Consider the following 23,502-nt stretch of genomic DNA (forward strand, 5'->3'; position numbering starts at 1 on the left):
CCTGGCGCGGTTTTAGGCACGTTCGCATCGCCATAAATAGCGTTAACAGGCCCTAGGCGCGCGTGGGATCAACGGCGACGTGCGCGGCCGGCGTCCGCCCTGGCCGCCACCGGCCGCAGGCCGTCGGACATGCCGATCAGCACGCCGCTGACCAGCGCCGCGTAGCTGTCCATCATGGCCTGCGTGGCGCTCAGGCTCGTGGCGCGGCCGTCGCGCAAAGCCGTGCGCGCCCGCTCCACCAGCTGTTCCACGGCCGCACCCGCCTGCGCCCCGGTGTCGGTGCCCTTGCCCTTCATGGACTGGAGCACCTGCTGCCACGGCGCCTGCAGTGTGCTGCCCGCGCCCTCGGTCGCCTTGGACACGGTGGTGAAGAAGACATCCTCCATCTTCTCCAGGTGCCCCAGCGCGCCCTTCATCTGCTTGTCCTTCAGGTCCAGGCCCTGATCGATGAACTGTTGCAAGGCCTTGCGCTGGGCCTCCACGGTCTGCAGCAGGGCGGCATCCATGCCGGCAAAGGCCTTGCCCAGCATCGCCTCGACATCGACGGTGCTCGCGGGGTTCTGCGCGGCGCCCGCGGAGGCCGCCTGCGTCACCGACTTGAGCACCTTGCGGATGTTGTCCAGCGTCAGCTCGCGTCCCTGCAAGGCCCTGAGCGTGGCCTCGCTGACGGTCTTGCGCAGGGTCTCGCCCTGCTTGGCGGTGGCCTGCGCGAATTTGGCGATCAGCGCGTCCTGGTCGATTCCGGATTTGTTCATGGGGTGCATTCTGTTTATTGCATGTGTTGACCGCCGTTGATGGCGATATTGGCTCCGGTCACGAACGCGGCTTCCTCCGAAGCCAGGTAGATGATCAGCCCCGCCACCTCCTCGGGCTTGCCCAGGCGGCCGACCGGGATGTTGGGCAGGATCTTGGAGTCCAGCACTTCCTGCGGGATGGCGGTGACCATCTTGGTGCCGATGTAGCCGGGCGAGATGGTGTTCACGGTGACGCCCTTCTTCGCCACTTCCAGCGCCAGCGCCTTGGTAAAACCGTGCACGCCGGCCTTGGCCGCCGAGTAGTTGGTCTGGCCGAAAGCGCCCTTGGAGCCGTTCACCGAGGACACGTTGATGACGCGGCCCCAACTGCGCTCGACCATGCTGTCGGCAACCTGCTTGGTCATGTTGAACAGGCTGTCGAGATTGGTGCGCAGCACCGCGTCCCAATTGACCTTGTCCATCTTCTTGAAGGTCATGTCGCGCGTGATGCCCGCGTTATTGACCAGCACGTCGATCGCGCCCAGCTTTTCCTGTACCTGTGCCACGGCGCGATGGCAGGAATCGATGTCGGCCACGTCGCAGGGCACGGCCAGGATGTCGTAGCCCTTGGCCTTCATCTGCGCCACCCACTCGCCGTGCTTGGCGTTGCCGGGGGAATAGGTCACCGCCACCTTGTAGCCGGCATCGACCATCTTGGTGGAAATCGTCTCGCCCAGGCCGCCCATGCCGCCGGTAACCAGGACCACGCGTGTTGCTTTAGTCATCTCTTGTTTTCCTTGGTGTGATTAATCGTTAGGCCCGTTCGACCGCGAGGGCGACGCCCATGCCGCCGCCTATGCACAGCGAGGCCAGGCCCTTGTTGGCGCCGCGGCGCCCCATCTCATGCAGCAGCGTCACCAGGATGCGGCAGCCGGAAGCGCCGATCGGATGGCCGATGGCGATGGCGCCGCCGTTGACGTTGATCCTGCTGGTGTCCCAATCCATCTCCTTGTTGACGGCGCAGGCCTGCGCCGCGAAGGCCTCGTTGATCTCCATCAGGTCCAGGTCCTGCGCCGACCAGCCGGCCTTTTTCAAACAGATCCGCGAGGCGGGCACCGGCCCCATGCCCATGATGCTGGGGTCCAGTCCGGCGCTGGCGTAGGCGCGGATCACGGCCATCGGCTTCAGGCCCAGCGCCGCGGCGCGCTGGGCACTCATCACCAGCACGGCAGCAGCGCCGTCGTTCAGGCCCGACGCGTTGCCGGCGGTCACGGTGCCGGCCTTGTCGAAGGCGGGACGCAGGCCCGACAGGCCCTCGGCGCTGGTCTTGCGATTGACGAATTCGTCGGCCGCGAACACGATGGGGTCGCCCTTCTTCTGGGCGATCGTGAACGGCAGGATCTCGTCCTTGAACTTTCCGGCATCCTGGGCCGCGGCCGCTTTCTGCTGCGAAGCCAGGGCCAGCGCATCCTGCATCTCGCGCGTGATGCCGAACTTCTTCGACACGTTCTCGGCCGTCGTGCCCATGTGGTACTGGTTGTAGACATCCCACAGGCCGTCGGTGATCATGGAGTCCACCATCTTCCAGTCGCCCATGCGCTGGCCGTCGCGCGAGCCCAGCAGCACGTGCGGCGCCGCGCTCATGTTCTCCTGCCCGCCGGCCACCACGATCTCGGCGTCCCCGCACTTGATCGCCTGGGCGGCCAGCATCACCGCCTTCAAGCCCGAGCCACAGACCTTGTTGATGGTCATGCCCGGCACGCCCTGCGGCAACCCGGCCTTGATGACGGTCTGGCGCGCCGGGTTCTGGCCGGAACCGGCGGCAAGCACCTGGCCGAGGATGACCTCGCTGACGGCGTCGCCGGGCACACCGGCCTGCGACAGCAGGCCTTTGACGACATGGGCACCCAGATCGGGAGCTGCAGTCTTGGCCAGGGTGCCGCCGAACCTGCCCACGGCGGTGCGGGCGGCGGCGACGATGACGATATCGGACATGAATAACTCCTTTTCAGTGGGTAACGGTGAACAACAAAGCCGGCCTCATGAAGCCTTCTCCTTCACGTAGCGGCCCGGTGCGGGCTCGATCGCGGGGTACTTGCGGTTGCCGGCATTCTTGGGCGCCGCGACCTGGGCGCCGGCCTGCCGGGCCAGCCATTTCGTCCAGGCCGGCCACCAGCTTCCCGGCACGGCCTCTGCGGTCTCCAGCCAGGCCTGCGGCTGCGCACCCGCCTTGCCCACCCAGTGGTTGCGCTTGGCCTTGGCCGGCGGATTGATCACGCCCGCAATGTGGCCGCTGGCGCCCAGCACGAAGGTGGTGTCGCCGCCCAGCAATCCGGTCGTGGCATATGCGGTGTGCCAGGGCACGATGTGGTCGTCGCGCGAGGCATAAAGGAATGCGGGAACGTCGATGGAGCCGAAGTCCACCGCCTCGCCGCACTGCACCGTGGCGCCGGGTTCGCGCAGCTTGTTCTCGAGATAGGCGTTGCGCAGGTACCAGCAGAACATGGGCCCCGGCAGGTTGGTGTCGTCGCCGTTCCAGAACAGCAGGTCGAAGGCGGGCGGCGCCTTCCCCTTCAGGTAGCCGTTGACGACGTAGGGCCAGATCAGGTCGTTGGCGCGCAAGGACGCGAACACCTGGGCCAGCTCTCGCCCCTGCAGCACGCCGCCGCGGCCGATGGCGGCTTCGCGTCTGGTCACCATTTCCTCATCGACCAGCAAGCCGATCTCGCCGGTGTCGCGGAAGTCCAGCATTGCTGTGAGCAGCGTCATGCTGGACGCCTTGCGCTCCCCGCGCGCGGCCAGCACGGCCAGCGCGCAGGCCAGCAACGTGCCGCCGACGCAAAAGCCCAATGTATTGACGCGGTCGGCGCCGCTGACCGCGAGTGCGGTGTCGATGGCGGCAATCACGCCGAGCTCCAGGTAGTCGTCCCAGCCCAGGTGCCCCTGGGCCGCGGACACATTGCGCCAGGACACCAGGAACACCGTGTGCCCCTGGGCCACGGCATGCGCCACCAGCGAGTTATCGGGCTGCAGGTCCAGGATATAGAACTTGTTGATGCAAGGCGGCACGATCAGCAATGGGCGCTTGTGGACCTTGAGGGTGGTTGGCGCGTACTGGATCAGCTGAATCAGCTCGTTTTCGAACACCACGCTGCCGGGCGTGGTGGCGACGTTGCGGCCGACCTCGAAGGCCTGCTCGTCGGTCATGGAGATGCGGCCCTTGGCGACGTCCTGCAGGAACAGGCGCATGCCTTCCGCCAGGCTGGCGCCACCGGACGCCACCGCGAGCTCCAACGCCTCGGGGTTGGTGGCCAGGCAGTTGGCCGGGCTGAGCGTGTCCAGCACCTGCCGCAGCGCGAACTGCCACTGCGCCTTGCTGCGAGCGTCCGCCGCTGCGCCATCGATCGCCCCGCACAGCAGCCTGGCGTACGACAGATAGTTGCTCGCCATCAACTCGTAGCGTGGGTCCTTCTGCCAGGCTTCGCCGGCGAAGCGGCGATCCGTCGCCGCCGGCATCGGCTCGCTCCATGCGCGCAGCATGGCCTGCTGGGCGTTCAACAGTTCCGACATCCAGGCCGTGGGATCGCTATGGGATGGGGTGGTCATGTTCGTTGTGTCAGTGCAGCTTCACGTGCGGCTCGGTGCGCCGCACGATCAGGCGCGCCAGGGTGTCGAGCGCCACCTTGGGGAAGCCGTGCAGCGCCAGCTCGTGCATCTTGTAGAGCGAGAGGTACATGAGTCTCGCGAACAGGCCCTCGACCATCAAGCCGCCCATCATGTTGCCCACGGTGCTGAATTCACCGAGCGAGACGAGCGAGCCGAAGTCGCGATAGCGGTACTCAAGCAAAGGCTTGCCGGCCATCCGGCGCCTGATCTGCCCGGCGATGTGCGAGGCCTGCTGGTGCGCGGCCTGAGCCCGGGGCGGAACAAATCCGCCTTGGCCCTGGTTGGCCTGCGGCCATTCGCAAGCTGCGCAGTCGCCCATGGCGAAGATGTTCACGTCCCGCGTGGATTGCAGCGTGGGATGCACCACCAGCTGGTTGATCCGGTTGGTTTCCAGGCCCGCGATGTCCTTCAGGAAGTCCGGCGCCTTCACGCCGGCGGCCCACACCACCAGTTCGGCCGGCAGCACGCGCCCATCGGCCAGGCGGACACCGCCCGCGTGGACTTCGGCGACCTTGGCGTTGTTGTGCACCTCCACGCCCAGCTTGCGCAGCAGGTCTTCGGTGGTTTGCGACAGGCGCTGCGGTAGCGCCGGCAGCACGCGCGGGGCCGCCTCGATGAGCGTCACCTTGATGTCCTTGTCGGCATCGACGCGATCCAGGCCGAAGGCAACCACTTGTCGCGTAGTGCGGTGCAACTCGGCGGCCAGCTCGACCCCGGTCGCGCCGGCACCGATGATGGCGACGTGCAGCTGTTCGGGCCGCAGCGGCGTGGCCTGGGCATGGGCGCGGATGCAGGCATTGACCATGCGTGAATGGAAGCGCAGCGCATCGGCCGCGCACTCCAGCCGCATGGCGTGCTCGCGCACCCCGGGGGTTCCGAAGTCGTTGCTCTGGCTGCCCACGGCGATCACCAGCGTGTCGTAGCCGAACACGCGCCGCGGCGTGACCTGCTGGCCCTCGTCGTCGACATGGGGCGCCACCAGCACCTCGCGCCGCTCGCGGTCCAGTCCCACCATTTCACCGACGCGGAATCGGAAGTGATGCCAATGCGACTGCGCCAGGTAGCCGACCTCGTGCGCGCTCATGTCCATGCTGCCGGCAGCGATCTCGTGCAGCTTGGGCTTCCAGACATGGGTGCGTGTCTTCTCGATCAGCGTCACCTCCGCCTGCCCGCGCCGGCCCAGCGTATCGCCCAGCCGGGTGGCGAGTTCCAGCCCGCCCGCGCCGCCGCCGACGATGACGATGCGGTGCCGCGTGCCGGCACGGAGAGTGGCCGCGCTCATGATCGAAGTTCCGGGAGATCGATCAGCGCGCTGCGGGCAGCGGCATGTTGGGCTCGCCCTGGCCGGTGCGCGCGGCCTGGGCCGCCGTCGGCGCCGGCATGTGGTGCTCGACCTGGTCGAGCACGGCTTCTGGCTCCTCGGCCTCGGCCGCGGTCTCGTTGTTCAGCTGGCTGTGCATGCGTTTCATATCCAGGTCACCGGTCCAGCGCGCGACCACCACAGTGGCGACGCCGTTGCCGATCAGGTTGGTGAGGGCGCGCGCTTCCGACATGAAGCGGTCGATGCCCAGGATCAGTGCCAGGCCGGCCACCGGCACCCCGCCCACGGCGGACAGGGTCGCGGCCAGCACGATGAAGCCGCTGCCGGTGATGCCGGCAGCACCCTTGGAGGTGAGCAGCAGCACGCCCAGCAGCGTCAGCTGCTGCGTCAACGTCATCGGGGTGTTGGTGGCCTGCGCGATGAATACTGCGGCCATGGTCAGGTAGATCGACGTGCCGTCCAGATTGAACGAGTACCCCGTGGGGATCACCAGGCCGACGACCGACTTGCGCGCGCCCAGGTTTTCCATCTTGGCCATCATGCGCGGCAGCACCGACTCCGACGAAGACGTGCCCAGAACGATCAGCAGTTCCTCCTTGATGTACTTGATGAACTTCCAGATCGAGAAGCCATGCAGCCTGGCGATGATCCCTAAGACCACGAAGATGAAGAACAGGCAGGTGAGGTAGAAGGTGCCCATCAGCTTGCCCAGCGAGAGCAGGGAGCCGACGCCATACTTGCCGATGGTGAAGGCCATCGCGCCGAAGGCACCGATCGGGGCCACCTTCATGATGATCCCCACGATGGAGAACAGCACGTGCGAACCCTTTTCAATGAGGTCGAACACCAAAGTGCCGCGGCCGCCGAACTTGTGCAGCGCGAAGCCGAACATCACCGAGAACAGCAGCACCTGCAGGATCTCGCCCTTGGCGAAGGCATCGACCACGGTGCTCGGAATCACGTTGAGCAGGAAGTCCACCGTGCCCTGCATCTTGCCGGGGCCGGTGTAGGCGGCGATGCTCTTGGTATCGAGGGCGGACGGGTCGACGTTCATTCCCACGCCAGGCCCGACCAGGTTGATGATGACCAACCCGATCACCAGCGCCAGCGTGCTGACGATTTCGAAATACAGCAACGCCAGGCCGCCGGTCTTCCCGACCTTCTTCATGTCTTCCATGCCGGCGATCCCAACCACCACCGTGCAAAAGATGATCGGCGCGATGATCATCTTGATCAGCTTGATGAAGCCGTCGCCCAGCGGCTTCATCGCGGCGCCCGTTTCCGGGTAGAAATGGCCCAGCAGCACGCCGATCACGATCGCCGTGATGACCTGGAAGTAGAGCGACTTGTAAAAGGGCTTGGGGATCGGGTCTTTGTCCATGGTGTCTTCCTGGTTGGTTTGTGTGAGGGGCGGCTAGATGCCCGCCGCTTGGGCTTGGCTGTCGGCGTGATAGCTGGAGCGCACCAGCGGCCCGCAGGCGGCGTGGCTGAATCCCATCGCCTGCGCCTGGCGCGCCAAGGCGTCGAAGGCCTGCGGCGCCACGTAGCGGCGCACCGGCAGGTTGCCCGGGCGCGGCCGCAGGTACTGGCCCACGGTCAACATGTCCACGCCATGCGCGCGCAGGTCCGACAAGACCGTGAGAACCTCCTCATCGGTCTCTCCCAGGCCCAGCATCAGGCCCGACTTGGTGAGGACCGAGGGATGCCGTTGTTTGAAGGCCCGCAGCAATTCCAGCGAATGCTGGTAGTCGGCGCCGGGCCGGGCCTCGCGGTACAGGCGCGGCACCGTTTCCAGGTTGTGGTTCATCACATCCGGCGGGCTTTGTGCGAGCGCGTCCAGCGCGGGTTCAAGCCGACCCCGGAAGTCCGGCGTCAGGATTTCGATCTGCGTACGCGGCGACTGCTCGCGCACGGCGCGAATGCAGGCGGCGAAATGCGCCGCGCCGCCGTCACGCAGATCGTCGCGGTCCACGCTGGTGATGACCACGTAGTTCAGGCGCAGTTGTGCCACGGTACGGGCCAGCTTGAGCGGCTCCTGCGGGTCCGGCGGCTGCGGCCGGCCATGCGCCACGTCGCAGAAGGGACAGCGCCGTGTGCACAGGTCGCCCAGGATCATGAAGGTGGCCGTACCCTTGCCGAAGCACTCGCCGATGTTGGGGCACGCCGCCTCCTCGCACACCGTGTGCAGGCCCTCTTCGCGCAGCACCTGCTTGACGCCGCGGAAGGTGTCGCTGTGCGACAAGCGCACCCGGATCCACTCCGGCTTGGGCAGCGCGGGCGCCGTCACCACCTTGATGGGGATGCGCGCGGTCTTGGCGCCGCCGCGCTGGCCCGGAGAGAGGGAGGATGCATCCATGACGTGCTCAGTCGGCGACCCATGCCTGGGCTCGCTGTGCGGCCGCATCGACCGTAGCGAGCGCCGTCATGTTGACGATGCGGCGCACCGTCGACGACGGCGTCAGGATATGGACCGGAAGCGCGGCACCCAGCAGGATGCCACCCACCGTAATGCCGCCGCCGGCCGCGATGCGCAGCAGGTTGTAGGAAATATTGGCCGCATCGACGTTGGGCATGACAAGCACGTTCGCCTCACCCGCCAGCCCCGAATCCGGGAACTCGCGATCGAGAATCTCCTTGGACAAGGCCGCGTCGCCGCGCATCTCGCCGTCGACCGCGAGGCTGGGGTCGCGCGCCTGCACCAGTGCCAGCGCCTCGCGCATCTTCAGCGCCGCCGGCGCGTTCGAACTGCCGAAGCTTGAATGCGACAGCAGCGCCACGCTGGGGACGATGCCGAACCGCCGCACCTCTTCGGCCGCCAGCAGCGCGATCTCGGCGACCTGGTCGGCCGTCGGGTCGCTGTTGACATGGGTGTCGCAGATGAAGAGCTGGCGACCGGGCAGCATCAGCATCTGCATGGCCGCGAACGTGCGGGTGCCGCGGCGCAGGCCGATCACGTCGCGCACATAGCCCAGATGATCGGCGTAGCTGCCCAGAGTGCCACACAGCATGGCGTCCGCCGCGCCTTCGCGCACCAGCATCGCGCCGAGAAGCGTGCTGCGGCTGCGCATCTCGGCACGCGCGGTGGCGCGCGACACGCCCCGGCGCCGGGCCAGCCGGTAATAGGCGTCCGCCGCAGGGCCGTAGACGTCGGGATCCAGCAGGTTCACGCACTCGCAATCCACCCCGGGCTGAAGGCGCAGGCCAAACTGCTCGATGCGCTGGGCAATGACCTCGGGCCGGCCCGCCAGCAGCGGACGCGCCAACCCTTCGTCCACCACCACCTGGGCGGCGCGCAGCACGCGCTCGTCTTCGCCTTCCGCGTAGACGACGCGTTTGGGCAAGCGCTTGGCGGCGGCGAATACCGGCTGCATGGCGCTGCCGGACTGGTACACGAACTGGCTCAGGCGCTGGCGGTAGGCGTCCAGGTCGAGGAGCGGGCGCGTCGCCACGCCGCTATCCATGGCGGCCTTGGCCACGGCCGGAGCGACGACCTCGATCAGGCGAGGATCGAACGGCTTGGGAATGAGGTACTGCGCACCGAAGCGCAGGCCCACAGCGCCATAGGCCTGGGCCACCACCTCCGGGATTTCCGCATGGGCCAGCTCGGCGATGGCGCGCACCGCGGCCAGTTTCATTTCCTCATTGATCGTGGTGGCTCCGACATCCAGCGCGCCGCGGAAGATGAAGGGGAAGCACAGGACGTTGTTGACCTGGTTCGGGTAGTCCGAGCGCCCGGTGCCCAGGATTGCATCGGGGCGCACGGCCAGCGCCTCTTCCGGGCTGATCTCCGGGTTCGGATTGGCCATCGCCAGGATGATGGGGTCGCGCGCCATGGTCTTGACCATCTCGGGCTTGAGCACCCCACCGGCCGACAGGCCCAGAAAGATGTCCGCGCCTTCGATGATGTCCACCAGCTTGCGCGCCGAGGTTTCCTGCGCATAGCGGGCCTTGTTGGGGTCCATCTGCTCCTTGCGCCCGACATAGACCACGCCCGCACTGTCGGAGACGAACACGTTGCGCATCGACAGGCCCAGGCTGACGATCAGGTCCAGGCAGGCCAGCGCCGCCGCGCCCGCGCCGGAGCACACCAGCTTGACCTCGGCGATGTCCTTTTTCACCAGCCGCAGCGCGTTCAGGATGGCCGCGGCGGCAACGATGGCCGTGCCATGCTGGTCGTCATGGAACACCGGTATCTTCATGCGCTCACGCAGCTTCCTCTCGATGTAGAAGCACTCGGGCGCCTTGATGTCTTCCAGGTTGATGCCGCCGAAAGTCGGCTCCATCCGGGCGATGGTGTCGATCAGCTTGTCCGGATCGAGCTCGTCCAGCTCGATGTCGAACACGTCGATGCCGGCGAACTTCTTGAACAGGCAGCCCTTGCCTTCCATCACCGGCTTGCCCGCCAGCGCGCCGATGTTGCCCAGGCCCAGCACGGCCGTACCGTTGGTGATCACGGCCACCAGGTTGTTGCGGGCGGTGAGGTTGCCCGCCTCGCGCGGATCCTCGACGATGGCCAGGCAGGCTTCCGCGACGCCCGGCGAATAGGCCAGGCCCAGGTCGCGCTGGGTGGCCATGGCCTTGGTGGGGGTCACCGAGATCTTGCCCGGCGTGGGGTAGCGGTGGTAGTCGAGGGCGGCCTCGCGCAGGGTGTCTGACATGTTTTGTCTCCGTGGGGTGTCGAATCGGAATCAGCTCGTCGCCGGCAATGCGACGATCTCGCCCAGCCATCGGTGCAGCGCATGCAGCAGCGCCTCGGGCTCGTCGGCATGCACCCAGTGCCCGGCATCGGGGATGTGCTCCAGCCGCGCCTGGGGAAACAGGCGGACGATGCCCGCGCGCGAGTCGGGCCGGACGTAGTCGGAATGCTCGCCGCCGACGAACAGGGCCGGCCCCGGGTAATGCTGGCGCAACAGCTGCTGCGGAAAGCCGCAGAGCTCGCGCATGCACACGGCCGTGGCCATCAGGTTGAGCCGCCAGTCGAAGCGCTCGTCGTGGCGCCTGAGGTTCTGCATCAGGAAGTCGACGGGAGCTTCACCGCCCAGGCGAGTCGCAAGCGCCTGCCGGATTTCCCTGCGGCTGTTGGCCGCGGCCACATCCAGGCCGCGCATGGCGTTCACATACGGCGAGAACTGGTCCGCGTAGGCTTCGGGCGCGATGTCGATCACCGCGATGCCCGAGATCGCGTGCGGATGCTCCAGCGCCAGGGCCATGGCGGTCTTGCCGCCCATGCTGTGACCGATCACCACGGGCCGCTGCAACTGCTGGCGATCGATCAGCTCCAGCACATCCAGCGCCATGTGGTGATAGGACATGGTTTCGGCCCAGGGCGATGCCCCATGGTTGCGCGCATCGGGCAGGTAGAGCCGATAGGTACCGGCCAAGGCCTGGGCGATGGGCGTCCAGTTGCGCCCGGAGCCGAACAATCCGTGCAGGATCACGACGGGCGGGCCATCGCCTATCGCTTCGAACGCCAGCTTGACGGTCATGGCGCTGCTCCTTACTTCTTCTTCTGGGGCGGCAGGTCGGTGCACACGCCTTCGAACAGCTCGGCGGCCATGCCGATGGATTCGCCCAGGGTCGGGTGCGGATGGATCGTCTTGCCGATGTCGGCCGGCTCGCAGCCCATCTCGATGGCCAGACAGACCTCGCTGATCAGGTCACCGGCGTGGGTGCCGACGATGCCGCCGCCGATCACGCGATGCGTGGCTTCGTCGAACAGCAGCTTGGTGAAGCCCTCGTCGCGGCCATTGGCGATAGCGCGGCCCGATGCGGCCCAGGGAAACACCGCCTTGCCGAACTTGATGCCTTCGGCCTTGCACTGCTCCTCGGTCTTGCCCGCCCAGGCGATCTCGGGGTCGGTGTAGGCGACCGAAGGAATCTGCCGGACATCGAAGGAGGCCGGCTCGCCGTGCGCGGCCTCGGCCGCCACATGCGCTTCATGCACCGCCTTGTGCGCCAGCATCGGCTGCCCGACGATGTCGCCGATGGCGAAGATGTGGGGCACATTGGTGCGCATCTGCCGATCGACGTTAATGAAGCCGCGGTCCGTCACGGCGACGCCGGCCTTGTCGGCGGCGATCTTGTTGCCGTTGGGGCTGCGGCCGACGGCGACCAGGACCAGATCGTAGAGCTGCGGCTCCTTGGGTGCCTTGTCGCCCTCGAAGCTCACTTCGATGCCAGCCTTCGTCGCTTTGGCGCCGACGGTCTTGGTCTTGAGCATCAAATGGCCGAAGCGCGGCGCATTGAGCTTCTCCCACACCTTGACCAGGTCGCGGTCGGCGCCCTGCATCAGGCCGTCGAGCATTTCGACCACATCGATGCGGGTGCCCAGCGTCGAGTAGACGGTGGCCATCTCCAGCCCGATGATGCCGCCGCCCACCACCAGCATGCGCTTGGGAATGGACTTGAGCAGCAAGGCCCCGGTGGAATCGACGATGCGCTCGTCCTTCGGCATGAAGGGCAGCTGCACCGCCTGGCTGCCCGCCGCGATGATGGCCTTGGCGAACTTCACCACCACTTTCTTGTCGCCTCCGGCCGTCGCCACTTGCAGGTGGTGGGGATCGAGGAAGCTGCCGACGCCGGTGAGCACCTCGACCTTGCGCGCCTTGGCCATGCCGGCCAGGCCGCCGGTGAGCTTCTTGATCACGCCGTCCTTGAAGGCGCGCAGCTTGTCGATGTCGATCTCGGGCGGGCCGTATTTGATGCCGTGGTCGGGCAGTGTTGCGACTTCGTCCATCACCGAAGCGGTGTGCAGCAGCGCCTTGGACGGGATGCAGCCGACGTTCAGGCAGACGCCGCCCAGCGTGGCATAGCGCTCGACCAGCACCGTCTTCATGCCGAGGTCGGCACTGCGGAAAGCCGCCGAGTAGCCGCCCGGGCCGGCGCCGAGCACCAGCATCTCGCACTCGACGTCGGCTTTGCCACTGTATTGGCCCCCTCCCCCTCCGGCGGAGGGTTGGGGTGGGGGCACTTGCGCGACGGGTGCGGAGGCAGCGGGAGGGGTAGGAGCAGAGGCACCTTCAGCCTCCAGCGTCAGCAACACTGATCCCTCGCTGACCTTGTCATTCACCTTGACCTTGATCTCCTTCACGATCCCGGCGTGGGTCGACGGAATCTCCATCGACGCCTTGTCGGACTCGACCATGACCAGGCCGGTATCGACGGCGATGGTCTCACCGACTTTCACCATCACCTCGATCACCGCGACATCCTTGAAGTCGCCGATGTCGGGAACTTTGACTTCCACGAGTTGTGCCATGGGAGAGAGCCTTAGAACATCACGCGCCGCATGTCGGCGAGCAGGTTGGCGAAATGGACGTTGAAGCGGGCGGCGGCGGCGCCGTCGATCACGCGGTGGTCCCAGGAGAGCGACAGCGGCAAGGTCAGGCGCGAGGCCCAGTTCTTGCCGTCGGCGGAGTGCTGCTTCCAGAAGCTCTTGCACACGCCCATGATGGCCACCTCGGGCGCATTGATGATGGGCGTGAAGTACATGCCGCCGATGCCGCCAAGCGATGAAATGGTGAAGGTGCCGCCCTGCATCTGGTCGGGCTTGAGCTTGCCGTCGCGCGCCAGCTTGGCCAGCTCGCCCATCTCCTTGGCGATGTCGGGCACGCTCTTCTTGTCCGCGTCGCGGACCACCGGAACCATCAACCCGTTGGGCGTGTCGGCGGCAAAGCCGATGTTCCAGTAGTTCTTCAGCACCAGGGCGTCGCCGTCAAGCGAGGCGTTGAACTCGGGGAACTTCTTGAGCGTCGCCACCGCTGCCTTGATCATGAAGGGCAGCATGCTGATCTTGACACCCGACTTGTCCAGCTCCTTGTTCATCTGAACGCGGAACTGCTCCAGGTCGGTGATGTCGGCCTCGTCATGCGTGGTGACATGCGGAATCACCACCCAGTTGCGATGCAGGTTGGCGGCCGAGATCTTTTTAATTCGGCTCTGTTCCTTGCGCTCGACCGGCCCGAACTTGGCGAAGTCGACCTTGGGCCAGGGCAGCAGGTCCAGCCCAGCGCCACCACCGGACGGCGCGGCGGCGGCCTTGGCGGCCGAAAGCGCTGCGCCGGCCGCTGTGCCCCCGCCCTTGGCGAAGGCTTCGACGTCTTCGCGCACGATGCGGCCGTGCGCGCCGCTGCCCTTGACACGGCCCAGGTCCACCGAGAGTTCGCGCGCTAGCTTGCGCACCGCCGGCCCGGCGTAGGCCAAGGCGAACGCCGCCTCGTCGATGGTGTTGCTCCCTCCCCCTCCGGGGGAGGGTTGGGGTGGGGGCACGGCTGCCGCTGGCGCGACATTGGCCGGCGCAGCGGCACTCACCGCCCCCGTCGACAACGTCATGATGACGCTGCCTTGCGAGACCTTGTCACCCAGCTTGACGCGAATCTCCTGCACCACGCCACCCAGCGGAGCCGGCACATCCATCGTCGCCTTGTCGGATTCCAGCGAGATCAGCGGGTCCTCGGCTTTCACCGTGTCGCCGGGCTTGACGAAGATCTCGATCACCGGCACGTCCTTGAAGTCGCCGATGTCGGGCACGCGCACCTCGGCCAGCCCGGCCGGGGCGCTGACGGGCGCCGGCGGCGCACTGACGCTGGGTTTGGTGGCCTCGGCGGCCACCACGGCAGCACCGGCGGCACCGTTGAACTGCATGACCACGCTGCCTTGGCTGACCTTGTCGCCAACCTTGACCTTGATCGCCTTGACCACGCCGCCGTGGGGCGCCGGCACGTCCATCGTGGCCTTGTCGGATTCCAGCGAGATCAGCGGGTCCTCCGCTTTCACCGCGTCGCCGACCTTGACGAAGATCTCGATCACGGGCACGTCTTTGAAGTCACCGATGTCGGGCACCGGGATGTCGATGATTTGACTCATGTTGTGTCGTTCCAGTCGGGTCAAACAGTCCAGGGCGCCGCGCGCTCGGTGTCCAGGCCGTACTTGGCGATGGCCTCGGCCACCAGCGCCGGCTTGATGGCGCCTTCGTCGGCCAGCGCCTTCAGCGCGGCGACGGCGACGTAGTGGCGATCGACTTCGAAGAATTTGCGCAGCTTGACGCGGTAGTCGCTGCGCCCGAAGCCGTCGGTGCCCAGCACCGTGAAGCGCCGGCCCGCGGCCTGCACGTATTCGCGCACCTGGTCGGCGTAGCTGCGCATGTAGTCGGTGGATGCGATCACCGGGCCCTCGGTACCTTGGAGGCAGGTTTCGACCCAGCTCTGACGCGGCGCCTCGGTCGGGTGCAACAGGTTCCAGCGCGCAGCCGCCATGCCGTCGCGGCGCAGTTCATTGAAGCTGGTCGCGCTCCAGATGTCGGCGGTGACATTGAAGTCGGTCTTGAGCAACTCTGCCGCGGCGATCACTTCGCGCAGGATGGTGCCGCTGCCCATGAGCTGGACGCGCAGGCCCTTCTTCCCCGTCTTGCCGCCGTCCTTGAGCTTGTACAGGCCCTTGAGGATGCCGGCTTCCGCGTCCTTCCCCGCCTCGGCCAGGCCGGGGTGCGGGTAGTTCTCGTTCATCAGGGTGAGGTAGTAGAAGACGTCCTCCTGCTGCTCGTACATGCGGCGCATGCCCTCGCGCACGATGACCACCATCTCGTAGGCGAATGTCGGGTCGTAGGACACGCAGTTCGGAATCGTTGCGGCCAGCAGGTGGCTGTGGCCGTCCTCATGCTGCAGGCCCTCGCCGTTGAGCGTGGTGCGACCGGCGGTCCCGCCCAGCAGGAAGCCGCGAGCGCGGATATCGCCGGCCAGCCAGGCCAGGTCGCCCACCCGCTGCAGCCCGAACATCGAGTAATAGATGTAGAACGGGATCATCGGCACGTTGCTCACGCTGTACGAGGTGGCGGCAACGATCCAGCTGGACATGGCCCCGCCTTCGTTGATGCCCTCCTGCAGCACCTGCCCGTCCTTGGATTCGCGGTAGTACATCAGCTGGTCCGCGTCCTGCGGCTTGTACAGCTGGCCGAGCGACGAGTAGATGCCCAGCTGGCGGAACATGCCTTCCATGCCGAAGGTGCGCGACTCGTCGGGTACGATCGGGACGATGTGCTTGCCGATGTTCTTGTCGCGCACCAGCGTGCCCAGCATCTGCACGAAGGCCATGGTGGTCGAGATCTCCCGCTCGGCGGAGCTGGCCAGCAGGCGCCGAAAGGTGTCCAGGGGCGGGATGGTGAGCGCGGCCGACTTCTGGCGGCGCTGCGGCAAGTAGCCGCCCAGGGCCTCTCGGCGCGCGCGCAGGTACTTCATCTCGGGGCTGTCCTCGGGCAGTTTGATGAACGGCATCTTCGGCAGGTCCTCGTCGGACACCGGGATCTGGAAGCGGTCGCGAAAGCCGCGCAGCGCGTCCTGCGTCATCTTCTTGGCCTGGTGGGCGATCATCTGGCCCTCGCCCGATTCGCCCATGCCGTAGCCCTTCACGGTCTTGGGCAGGATCAGCGTCGGCTGGCCGGTGTGCTTGACGGCGGCCGCGTAGGCCGCGAACACCTTCTCCGGATCATGGCCGCCGCGTGTCAGGCCCCAGATCTCGCCGTCGCTCATGTCGGCGACCAGCGCCTTAAGTTCTTCATACTTGCCGAAGAAATGCTCGCGGACATAGGCGCCGCTCTTGCTCTTGAAGTCCTGGTATTCGCCGTCGACACACTCTTCCATGCGCTTGAGCAGCAGGCCGCTCTTGTCCTTGGCCAGCAGCTTGTCCCATCCGGTGCCCCACAGCACCTTGATGACGTTCCAGCCGGCACCGCGGAAGACCGACTCCAGTTCCTGAACGATCTTGCCGTTGCCGCGCACCGGGCCATCCAGGCGCTGCAGATTGCAGTTGATGACGAAGATCAGGTTGTCCAGGCCCTCCCGCCCCGCCAGCGAGATCGCTCCCAGCGACTCGGGCTCGTCCATCTCGCCGTCGCCCATGAAGGCCCAGACCTTGCGCGGCGCCGTCTCGGCCAGGCCGCGGCCCTGCAGGTACTTCAAAAAGCGCGCCTGGTAGATCGCCATCAGCGGGCCCAGGCCCATGGAGACGGTGGGGAACTGCCAGAAGTCAGGCATCAGCCAGGGATGCGGGTACGAGGGAATGCCCTTGCCTTCCGTCTCCTGCCGGTAGCCCAGCAGCTGCTGCTCAGTGAGGCGCCCTTCGACGAAGGCGCGGGCGTAGATGCCGGGCGAGCAGTGGCCCTGTATGTATATGAGATCGCCGCCATGCTGCTCGGTGGGCGCGTGCCAGAAATGGCCGAAGCCGATGTCGTACAGCGTCGCCGCCGACTGGAAGCTGGCGATGTGGCCGCCGAGTTCGGACGACTCCTTGTTGGCGCGCAGGATGATCGCCATCGCGTTCCAGCGGATGATGGAGCGCAGTCGATGCTCGATGTCGCGGTCGCCCGGCGATTTCTCCTGGGCATGGGGCTCGATGGTGTTCTTGTAGGCCGTGTTCAGCGAGCGCGGCACGTACACGCCGTCCTGCCGCGCCAGGTCGACCAGGCGGTTGACGATGTGGTTGGTGCGTTGTGGCCCGCGATGCTGTGCTACCGCGCGCAGCGCATCGACCCATTCGATGGTTTCGATCGGATCGACGTCGTCATTCAGATTCATCTTGTCTCCTTTTGGTCTGGCGTATGTCGCTTCACGTGCCACACGCATGCCAAGCAGTTCGCAATCGGCATGCCAGGGCTGATGAATGGGTTGACTCGTCGCCAAGTCTTTGTTTTGACAGGACATTCGCATTCCCCGCGCGGGGCGCCCTGAACGAAGTGCCGGAATGACGCCATGAGCGGCGTATGGTTTATCGCGTGTCCGAATGAGGGTTACTACGGAGATCGGCCCCACGCCAGCTCATCAGCACCGGCACGGATCTGCGAGAGCGCCATGCGCGAGGTCGTCAACCGCATGCGCCTGTCCTCGGACTCGAGCCGAAGGCTGGATCGCCTGGCGATCAAGCATTGATCCTGGGCAGATCCGCGATCCGCCACAGGGTGATTTGAAATCCGTGATCGTCGTAGTGATCTTTGCGGGCTTCCAATCCGGCCGGAAAATTGAACGGTGGCTGGTGGAGGTTGAGATAGCGCCAACTCAAGCCAGTCAACTGGTTCTTGTTCTCGGATATCTGTGGGCTGTTGCTGACAAGGAGCCAGGTGGCGCCACAGCGGCGAAAATTCTCGAGGATCGAGGCGGCGTCACGGAAGGACAGATGAACCCAGCAGTCTCGGCAAAGTATGAGGTCTGCACTCGGAAGGTCATCCCTGGTTATGTCGGCAACCTTGAAGCGAACGCCCGCCGCCGCGTAGGCCGCTTGATTCTTTGCAATGACCTCTGGGACCACATCGACGCCCACGTAATCGATGCCTTCCAGATCAACAAGTCGCATCCAATTCCAGTCGCCGCAGGGAGCGTCGAGGATCTTTTCGACGCCCAGGCGTTTAAACAGGCCGGGAAGATACGCGCGCAGCGCCTCAGTCGCGCCGAGTTCCGAGCCGACTCCTGACCCACTTTCCTCGCTCCCCCAGGCTCTGGAACTATATGCCCGCGAAAAAATGCTCTCGCGCGAAAGAAGCTTCAAAGTCAAGTCGTGCGCAAGGGGAATGCTGGAAATCGTCATCTTGAGCCGCGTGCGCAGGCCCATGCCCATAGGGACCTCCTAAAAGCCGCAGACGGTGAGGGTACGCAATGCTATGCAGCGCCGTACTCGACAGCCTGTAGGACGCAAGAGGAATCTGCTGTACCGCTGCCTGGCTTTGCTACGCATGACGTTGGCTGCGCAAAAAGGACGGGCAGCGGAAGACCGCCCGCCATGCCTTCTCCTGCGTCCTTCGGCTTGGGAAGCAGGCAGCTCGGCCTGGCGCCGAAAAGAACGGCCATGCTGTTTGCTCGGTCAGGCTTGCAGCAATGCGTCACTTGAGAAACTTCAGCGCATTCGACACCACCGTCAGTTCCACGAACGACGACGCGCTTCGCGTGTCGCCATTGAAAGCCAGCGGAAAACCGCCGAGGTTGACCGCCGGCAGGCGTTCCAGCGCCGAGGCGATTGCCGCCGCGCTCGCCTCGCGCGGTTTGGCCCGCCTCAACGCCTCGGTCAACCAGCGCGCCGCCACGTAGCCTTCCATGCTCGCGAAGTCGGGCGTGATCTTGTTGTCCGCGCAAAACGCCAGGAATTCGCGCGAAATGGCGGTGCCGCCGCCCCAGGGGAACGGCACCACCTGGGCCACGGAGATTCCCACCGCCAACGGGCCCAGCTGGTCGAGCAGCACCTGGCCACCGACTGTGGAGACCGTGTAGAAACTGCCACCGAAACCGGCCTTGCGCGCGGCGCGCACGAACGCCGCGCTGGCACTCGGGTTGGCCGACAGGATGATGGCCTGCGGATTGGCTGCCAGCAGCGCGGGAACCGAAGCGCCGACATCGGCGCTGCCGCGCGAAACGCTGGCGCTGATGTTGCTGGAAAGCTTGGCGGCTTCGGCGGCCTGCGCGAACGAATCCCTGATCTCCCATCCCGCCGATTCGTATTCGAAGAGCAAGCCCACGCGAGTGATGCCGGTGGAGCTGGTGTGCCGGATGATCTGGCGAATCTCGTCACGATGGCCGGCGCGCAGCAGGAACACGTGCCCGTTGGCCTGTTGCCGCAACACGTCCATGCCGCTGACCGGGGCGATGAAGGGCACACCCTCCTCCAGCGCCACCTGCATTCCTTCGCGGTTGGCGCCTGGACCCACGAAGCCGAAGAATCCCGAGACCGCGTGCGTGCTGGTCAGGAGCTTGGCGTTGGTCGTTGCGCGTTCGACCACGCCGCCGTCGTCGAGCGTGACGAGTTCGAGCCTATGGCCCCCTGCCCCACCCTGGTTGTTGACCAGATTAAACCAGCCCTGGGCCGCATCACGAAACTGCCGCCCCACGGCGCCGTTATTGCCCGTCAACGCAGTCGATTGGCCCAGACGCACGATGCCGTCCGCGGACGGTTTCCTGGCAGCCAGGCCCAGGGCCGGCCATGCGAGCCCCGCCGCCGCGGCGCAGGCCAGGGTGATGGCCCCTCTCCGGTTCGTCGTCATGAAGGCCCCTACCAGCGCAGCGCGGCCGTGTGCACCGGCGCATCCCACAGCGACTTCATCTCTTCATCCATCATCGTGACCGTGATCGACGCGCCGGCCATCTCCAGCGCAGTCGTGTAATTGCCCACCAGCGACCGCGCCACCTTCAGGCCCCTGCCTTCGAGCAATTGGCTCGCGCAGTGATAGAGCAGGTACAGCTCGATCAGGGGCGTGCCGCCGAAGCCATTGACGTGCAGCAGCACCTGCGAGCCGGTCTTGGGCTTCAGGTCGCCCAGGATGGCGCCCATCAGTTCGTCCACCAGTTCCTGGGCCGGGCGCACCTTCGAGCGGCGCCGCCCGGGCTCCCCATGGATGCCTACGCCGAATTCCATCTCGTCATCGGCGATGTCGAAGGTCGCACGTCCCGCCGCCGGCACGGTGCAGCTGGTGAAAGCCACGCCCATGGAGGCGGTACGGCTGTTGACGCGGTCGCCCAGCACCTTGCACTGCTCGAGGCTGGCGCCCGCCTCCGCTGCGGCGCCGATCATCTTCTCGACGATCATGGTGCCGGCGACGCCGCGCCGGCCCGTGCCGTGGGTGGAACGCTCCACGGCCACGTCGTCGTTGACCAGGACGGTGGCGCAGGGCTGTTGCATCATTTCGGCGGCCATCTGGAAGTTCATCAGGTCGCCGGCGTAGTTCTTGACGATGAACAGCACGCCCTTGCCGCGATCGACTTCCGTCGCGGCCGCGAGCATCTGGTCGGGCGTCGGCGAAGTGAAGACCTGCCCGGGGCAGGCCGCGTCCAGCATGCCCTTGCCGATGAAGCCGCAGTGCAGCGGTTCATGCCCCGAGCCGCCGCCCGAGATCAGCGCAACCTTGCGCTGGGGCGGTTGCTTGCGGGTGACGAACGTTGGGTCCAGGTGCAGCGACAGCAGATCGCTGTGCGCGGCGGCCATTCCCTGCAGCGACTCGCGCAGCAGCAGCTCGACATCGTTGACGAATTTCTTCATGACGCAGCTCCGATGGTTAGCATGTCGCACACCGCGAACAGCGCCACCTGGCTGGTCTTCGCACCGGGGTCGATGTGTCCCAGCGCGCGCTCGCCCAGGAAGTGCGCGCGGCCCTTGGTCGCGATCATGTCGCGGGTGGCCAGCATGTTGAGTTCGGCTTCGTGCTTGAGCCTGGAGCACAAGGTGTCGAGGTCGCTGCCCTCGTCCGCCAGCCGCACCAACAGCCGCGCGGCCGGGATCAGCACATCCAGCATGGTCTTCTCGCCCAGGTCGGCCTTGCCGCGGCTCTTGATGGCTTCGACGCCGGCGGCCAGCGCTTGCGCGAAGCTCTTGGCGTCCGGTTCGGTGAGGCCCTCCAGCTCCTTGCCCATGGAGAGGAAGAAACTGGCGATGAGCGGCCCGGAGGCGCCGCCGATGGTGCTGAGCAGCTTCATGCCGATGCGGTTGAACGCCTGGGAAGGCGGCAGGGGCGCGAGTTCGGGCTTGAGGGCGGCGATGGCTTCGCAGCCGCGCCGCACGTTGATGAAGTGATCGCCGTCGCCGATGGCGCGGTCCAGCGATTCGATCTGCTGCTCGTTGGCAAGGATCGCGGCTTGCACCGCCTCCACGGCGGCGATGATGTCTTGGGTGTTCATGGCAGGGTTCTCGTTGTGATTGGGATATCAGGCGGACACGCGCTGCCCGGCCCGGTCGAACAGCAGGCGCTGGCCGGGCGGGAAACGCAGGCGGATGGGGGACCGGGGATGAGGCGCGACGCTTTGCATCAGGCGGGCGCGCACTTCCACGCCGTGGCGCTCGGCGATCACGTGGTGCATGAGCAGCGAGGACTCGATGACGGTGCACTCGAAGCCCTCACCCTCGCCCGCCAGTTCGACGTCCTCCGGGCGGATGCCGACGCTCACGGCCGCGGCCGGATGCTGACCGGCGAACCAGTCGGCCGGCAGGACGTTGATCGGCGGTGACCCCAGGCGTTGGGCGACATGCACCGACACGGGCTCGCGATAGATCTCCTCGGGCGTTCCTACCTGCTGGATGTGCCCATCTTCCAGGATGGCGATGCGGTCGGCCATGGTGGTGGCTTCCACCTGGTCGTGCGTCACATAGACCACGGTGGCGCCGCTTTGGCGCTGCAGGCGCTTGAGCTCGACGCGCAATTCCTCCCGCAGCTTCGCGTCCAACGAGGACAGAGGCTCGTCCATCAGGTACACGCGCGGCTCACGCACCAGGGCGCGGCCGATCGCCACGCGCTGCATCTCGCCGCCGGACAGGGCCGTGGCCTTGCGCTGCAACTTGCTTTCGATGTGCAGCATGGCGGCCACCCGTTCCACCCGCTGGCGGATCTCGCCCTCGGCGATGCGGCGCATCGGCGCGCGCAAGGGGAACGCCAGGTTGTCGAAAACGGTGAGATGCGGATACAGCGAGTACTGCTGGAACACGAAAGCGCAATCTCGCTGCGCCGGCGCCGCCGTCGTGACGTCCTCGCCGTTCATGCGCACCTGGCCCGAGTCGGGCCGCTCCAGCCCGGCGATGACTCGCAGGGTGGTGGTCTTGCCGGCGCCGCTGGGGCCCAGCAGCACGAAGAACTCGCCGTCCAGGATGTCCAGCTGCACGTCCGCCAGTGCGGTGGTTTCGCCGAACCGTTTTTGGATGCCTTGAAGTGAAATGCTAGCCATGGCGCACGCTCGGTTTGTGGGTGCGCGTGGTCGCGCTGGGGAGCAGCTTCTCGGTGTCCGCGTCGAACAGCACGATATGCCGGGTATCGAACGACAAGCCCACCCGGTCCTTCAACGCCGGGCGGACGGTCTTGTCGGCCAGCACTTTCAGCAGCCCGGCCTCGGTGCGGACCTCGGCCACCCAGTGGGAGCCGAAGTACTCGACATGCTCGATGGTGCCGCCCAGGCTGCCCGCGTCGGCGCCCAGCAGCCGCACATGTTCAGGCCGGATGCCCAGCACCACGGAAGCCGCCGGGGCGTCCACCATGGGGACCTCGATGGACCGGCCCGCCAGGCGCACGCTGGTGTCGCCGCGCGTCACGGGTGCCTGCGCCCGCATCAGGTTCATGGGCGGGCGGCCGATGAAGCGCGCCACGAACAGGCAGGACGGGAAGGCATAGATGCCGTGCGGGTCGTCGGCCTGCAGGATCTCGCCCTCGTTCATCACAACGATGTGGTCGGCCAGCGCCATCGCCTCGTTCTGGTCGTGCGTGACGAACACGGTGGTGGTCTTGAGCCGGTCATGGAGCTTGCGCAGTTCCACGCACATCAGCTCGCGAAACTCCGCGTCCAGCGTGCCCAGCGGCTCGTCCATGAGGAAGGCCTTGGGCTTGCGCACGATGGCGCGGCCCAGGGCCACGCGCTGGCGGTCGCCGCCGGCCAGCCCGCTGATGCTGGAATGAAGCAAGTGCTCGATGCGAAGGATGGAGGCAACCTCCTGCACGCGCCGGTCGATCTCGGCGCGCGGCACGCCTTCGTTGCGCAGCGGAAACTCCAGGTTGCCGCGCACGCCCATGTGCGGATAGAGCGCGAACAGCTGGAACACCATCGCGATGTCGCGCTCGCGCGGCCTGAGATACGTCACGTCCTGGTCTTCCAGCGTGATGGTGCCGCCGGTGGGGAATTCCAGGCCGGCGATCATGCGCAGCGTGGTGGTCTTGCCGCAGCCCGAGGGGCCCAGCAGCACGACGAATTTGCCGCTCTCGAGCACCAGGCTGGAGCCGCGCACGGCCGTGAAGTCGGCAAAACGCTTCTGCAGGTTTTGGATTCTTATTTCAGACAT

Annotated in this window: 18 protein-coding genes; all 18 read right to left on the reverse strand. The window is 66.3% G+C overall.

Going from position 1 to position 23,502, the window contains the following annotated elements; genetic code table 11:
* Positions 1 to 68: 68 nt before the first annotated feature.
* The 18 genes from HNE04_RS17235 to HNE04_RS17320 all read right to left on the reverse strand — a co-directional run bounded on the left by HNE04_RS17235 (position 69) and on the right by HNE04_RS17320 (position 23,502).
* On the reverse strand, positions 69 to 755 hold the full coding sequence (locus HNE04_RS17235; RefSeq protein WP_172221704.1) for a DUF6781 family protein: 687 nt from the start codon (positions 753 to 755) through the stop codon (positions 69 to 71).
* Between the two features lie 14 nt (positions 756 to 769).
* Positions 770 to 1,519, reverse strand: a complete 750-nt coding sequence (gene phbB / locus HNE04_RS17240; protein WP_172221705.1) for an acetoacetyl-CoA reductase — start codon at positions 1,517 to 1,519, stop codon at positions 770 to 772.
* Between the two features lie 28 nt (positions 1,520 to 1,547).
* On the reverse strand, positions 1,548 to 2,729 hold the full coding sequence (locus HNE04_RS17245) for an acetyl-CoA C-acetyltransferase (protein ID WP_172221707.1): 1,182 nt from the start codon (positions 2,727 to 2,729) through the stop codon (positions 1,548 to 1,550).
* Positions 2,730 to 2,774: 45 nt separating this feature from the next.
* A complete protein-coding gene (gene phaC, locus HNE04_RS17250; protein ID WP_172221709.1) occupies positions 2,775 to 4,340 on the reverse strand; it encodes a class I poly(R)-hydroxyalkanoic acid synthase in 1,566 nt (521 codons plus the stop codon).
* Between the two features lie 10 nt (positions 4,341 to 4,350).
* Positions 4,351 to 5,682: an NAD(P)/FAD-dependent oxidoreductase gene (locus HNE04_RS17255; RefSeq protein ID WP_172221711.1), complete on the reverse strand. Its 1,332-nt coding sequence runs from the start codon at positions 5,680 to 5,682 to the stop codon at positions 4,351 to 4,353.
* 22 nt (positions 5,683 to 5,704) lie between these two features.
* Complete coding sequence (locus HNE04_RS17260; RefSeq protein WP_172221713.1) at positions 5,705 to 7,102, reverse strand: dicarboxylate/amino acid:cation symporter; 1,398 nt, start codon at positions 7,100 to 7,102, stop codon at positions 5,705 to 5,707.
* Positions 7,103 to 7,135: 33 nt separating this feature from the next.
* Positions 7,136 to 8,077, reverse strand: a complete 942-nt coding sequence (gene lipA, locus HNE04_RS17265) for a lipoyl synthase (RefSeq protein ID WP_172221716.1) — start codon at positions 8,075 to 8,077, stop codon at positions 7,136 to 7,138.
* A gap of 7 nt (positions 8,078 to 8,084) precedes the next feature.
* A complete protein-coding gene (locus HNE04_RS17270) occupies positions 8,085 to 10,379 on the reverse strand; it encodes an NADP-dependent malic enzyme (RefSeq protein ID WP_172221718.1) in 2,295 nt (764 codons plus the stop codon).
* Positions 10,380 to 10,409: 30 nt separating this feature from the next.
* On the reverse strand, positions 10,410 to 11,207 hold the full coding sequence (locus HNE04_RS17275) for an alpha/beta fold hydrolase (protein WP_172221720.1): 798 nt from the start codon (positions 11,205 to 11,207) through the stop codon (positions 10,410 to 10,412).
* An 11-nt stretch (positions 11,208 to 11,218) separates the two neighbouring features.
* Positions 11,219 to 12,979: a dihydrolipoyl dehydrogenase gene (gene lpdA, locus HNE04_RS17280; protein ID WP_172221722.1), complete on the reverse strand. Its 1,761-nt coding sequence runs from the start codon at positions 12,977 to 12,979 to the stop codon at positions 11,219 to 11,221.
* An 11-nt stretch (positions 12,980 to 12,990) separates the two neighbouring features.
* Entirely contained in the window at positions 12,991 to 14,586 is a 1,596-nt protein-coding gene (locus HNE04_RS17285; RefSeq protein WP_172221724.1) for a dihydrolipoyllysine-residue acetyltransferase, read from the reverse strand.
* Positions 14,587 to 14,606: 20 nt separating this feature from the next.
* Entirely contained in the window at positions 14,607 to 17,288 is a 2,682-nt protein-coding gene (gene aceE, locus HNE04_RS17290) for a pyruvate dehydrogenase (acetyl-transferring), homodimeric type (RefSeq protein WP_172221725.1), read from the reverse strand.
* A 340-nt stretch (positions 17,289 to 17,628) separates the two neighbouring features.
* Positions 17,629 to 18,321 carry a class I SAM-dependent methyltransferase gene (locus HNE04_RS17295; protein ID WP_172221727.1) on the reverse strand — a complete coding sequence of 231 codons (693 nt, stop codon included), beginning with the start codon at positions 18,319 to 18,321 and terminating at the stop codon, positions 17,629 to 17,631.
* A gap of 262 nt (positions 18,322 to 18,583) precedes the next feature.
* Entirely contained in the window at positions 18,584 to 19,735 is a 1,152-nt protein-coding gene (locus HNE04_RS17300; protein ID WP_172221729.1) for an ABC transporter substrate-binding protein, read from the reverse strand.
* Positions 19,736 to 19,743: 8 nt separating this feature from the next.
* Positions 19,744 to 20,727 (reverse strand): dihydroxyacetone kinase subunit DhaK, encoded by a 984-nt coding sequence (gene dhaK / locus HNE04_RS17305; protein WP_172221732.1) that lies wholly within the window; start codon positions 20,725 to 20,727, stop codon positions 19,744 to 19,746.
* Entirely contained in the window at positions 20,724 to 21,362 is a 639-nt protein-coding gene (gene dhaL / locus HNE04_RS17310) for a dihydroxyacetone kinase subunit DhaL (RefSeq protein WP_172221734.1), read from the reverse strand. Before dhaL ends, dhaK begins: the two co-directional genes overlap by 4 nt.
* A gap of 27 nt (positions 21,363 to 21,389) precedes the next feature.
* Entirely contained in the window at positions 21,390 to 22,400 is a 1,011-nt protein-coding gene (locus HNE04_RS17315; RefSeq protein WP_172221737.1) for an ABC transporter ATP-binding protein, read from the reverse strand.
* Positions 22,393 to 23,502 carry an ABC transporter ATP-binding protein gene (locus tag HNE04_RS17320; protein WP_172221740.1) on the reverse strand — a complete coding sequence of 370 codons (1,110 nt, stop codon included), beginning with the start codon at positions 23,500 to 23,502 and terminating at the stop codon, positions 22,393 to 22,395. Before HNE04_RS17320 ends, HNE04_RS17315 begins: the two co-directional genes overlap by 8 nt.

The sequence above is a fragment of the Caenimonas soli genome (genome assembly GCF_013155545.1).
GTDB lineage: Bacteria > Pseudomonadota > Gammaproteobacteria > Burkholderiales > Burkholderiaceae_C > Ramlibacter > Ramlibacter soli.

What these genes read in the sequence shown, in the direction of transcription:
- lpdA (WP_172221722.1), bottom strand. Translation starts at nt 12,979, where the DNA reads ATGGCACAACTCGTGGAAGTCAAAGTTCCCGACATCGGCGACTTCAAG.
- HNE04_RS17255 (WP_172221711.1), bottom strand. Translation starts at nt 5,682, where the DNA reads ATGAGCGCGGCCACTCTCCGTGCCGGCACGCGGCACCGCATCGTCATC.
- phbB (WP_172221705.1), bottom strand. Translation starts at nt 1,519, where the DNA reads ATGACTAAAGCAACACGCGTGGTCCTGGTTACCGGCGGCATGGGCGGC.
- HNE04_RS17260 (WP_172221713.1), bottom strand. Translation starts at nt 7,102, where the DNA reads ATGGACAAAGACCCGATCCCCAAGCCCTTTTACAAGTCGCTCTACTTC.
- HNE04_RS17295 (WP_172221727.1), bottom strand. Translation starts at nt 18,321, where the DNA reads ATGGGCATGGGCCTGCGCACGCGGCTCAAGATGACGATTTCCAGCATT.
- aceE (WP_172221725.1), bottom strand. Translation starts at nt 17,288, where the DNA reads ATGAATCTGAATGACGACGTCGATCCGATCGAAACCATCGAATGGGTC.
- dhaK (WP_172221732.1), bottom strand. Translation starts at nt 20,727, where the DNA reads ATGAAGAAATTCGTCAACGATGTCGAGCTGCTGCTGCGCGAGTCGCTG.
- HNE04_RS17315 (WP_172221737.1), bottom strand. Translation starts at nt 22,400, where the DNA reads ATGGCTAGCATTTCACTTCAAGGCATCCAAAAACGGTTCGGCGAAACC.
- HNE04_RS17245 (WP_172221707.1), bottom strand. Translation starts at nt 2,729, where the DNA reads ATGTCCGATATCGTCATCGTCGCCGCCGCCCGCACCGCCGTGGGCAGG.
- HNE04_RS17235 (WP_172221704.1), bottom strand. Translation starts at nt 755, where the DNA reads ATGAACAAATCCGGAATCGACCAGGACGCGCTGATCGCCAAATTCGCG.
- HNE04_RS17300 (WP_172221729.1), bottom strand. Translation starts at nt 19,735, where the DNA reads ATGACGACGAACCGGAGAGGGGCCATCACCCTGGCCTGCGCCGCGGCG.
- HNE04_RS17285 (WP_172221724.1), bottom strand. Translation starts at nt 14,586, where the DNA reads ATGAGTCAAATCATCGACATCCCGGTGCCCGACATCGGTGACTTCAAA.
- HNE04_RS17270 (WP_172221718.1), bottom strand. Translation starts at nt 10,379, where the DNA reads ATGTCAGACACCCTGCGCGAGGCCGCCCTCGACTACCACCGCTACCCC.
- lipA (WP_172221716.1), bottom strand. Translation starts at nt 8,077, where the DNA reads ATGGATGCATCCTCCCTCTCTCCGGGCCAGCGCGGCGGCGCCAAGACC.
- dhaL (WP_172221734.1), bottom strand. Translation starts at nt 21,362, where the DNA reads ATGAACACCCAAGACATCATCGCCGCCGTGGAGGCGGTGCAAGCCGCG.
- HNE04_RS17275 (WP_172221720.1), bottom strand. Translation starts at nt 11,207, where the DNA reads ATGACCGTCAAGCTGGCGTTCGAAGCGATAGGCGATGGCCCGCCCGTC.
- HNE04_RS17320 (WP_172221740.1), bottom strand. Translation starts at nt 23,502, where the DNA reads ATGTCTGAAATAAGAATCCAAAACCTGCAGAAGCGTTTTGCCGACTTC.
- phaC (WP_172221709.1), bottom strand. Translation starts at nt 4,340, where the DNA reads ATGACCACCCCATCCCATAGCGATCCCACGGCCTGGATGTCGGAACTG.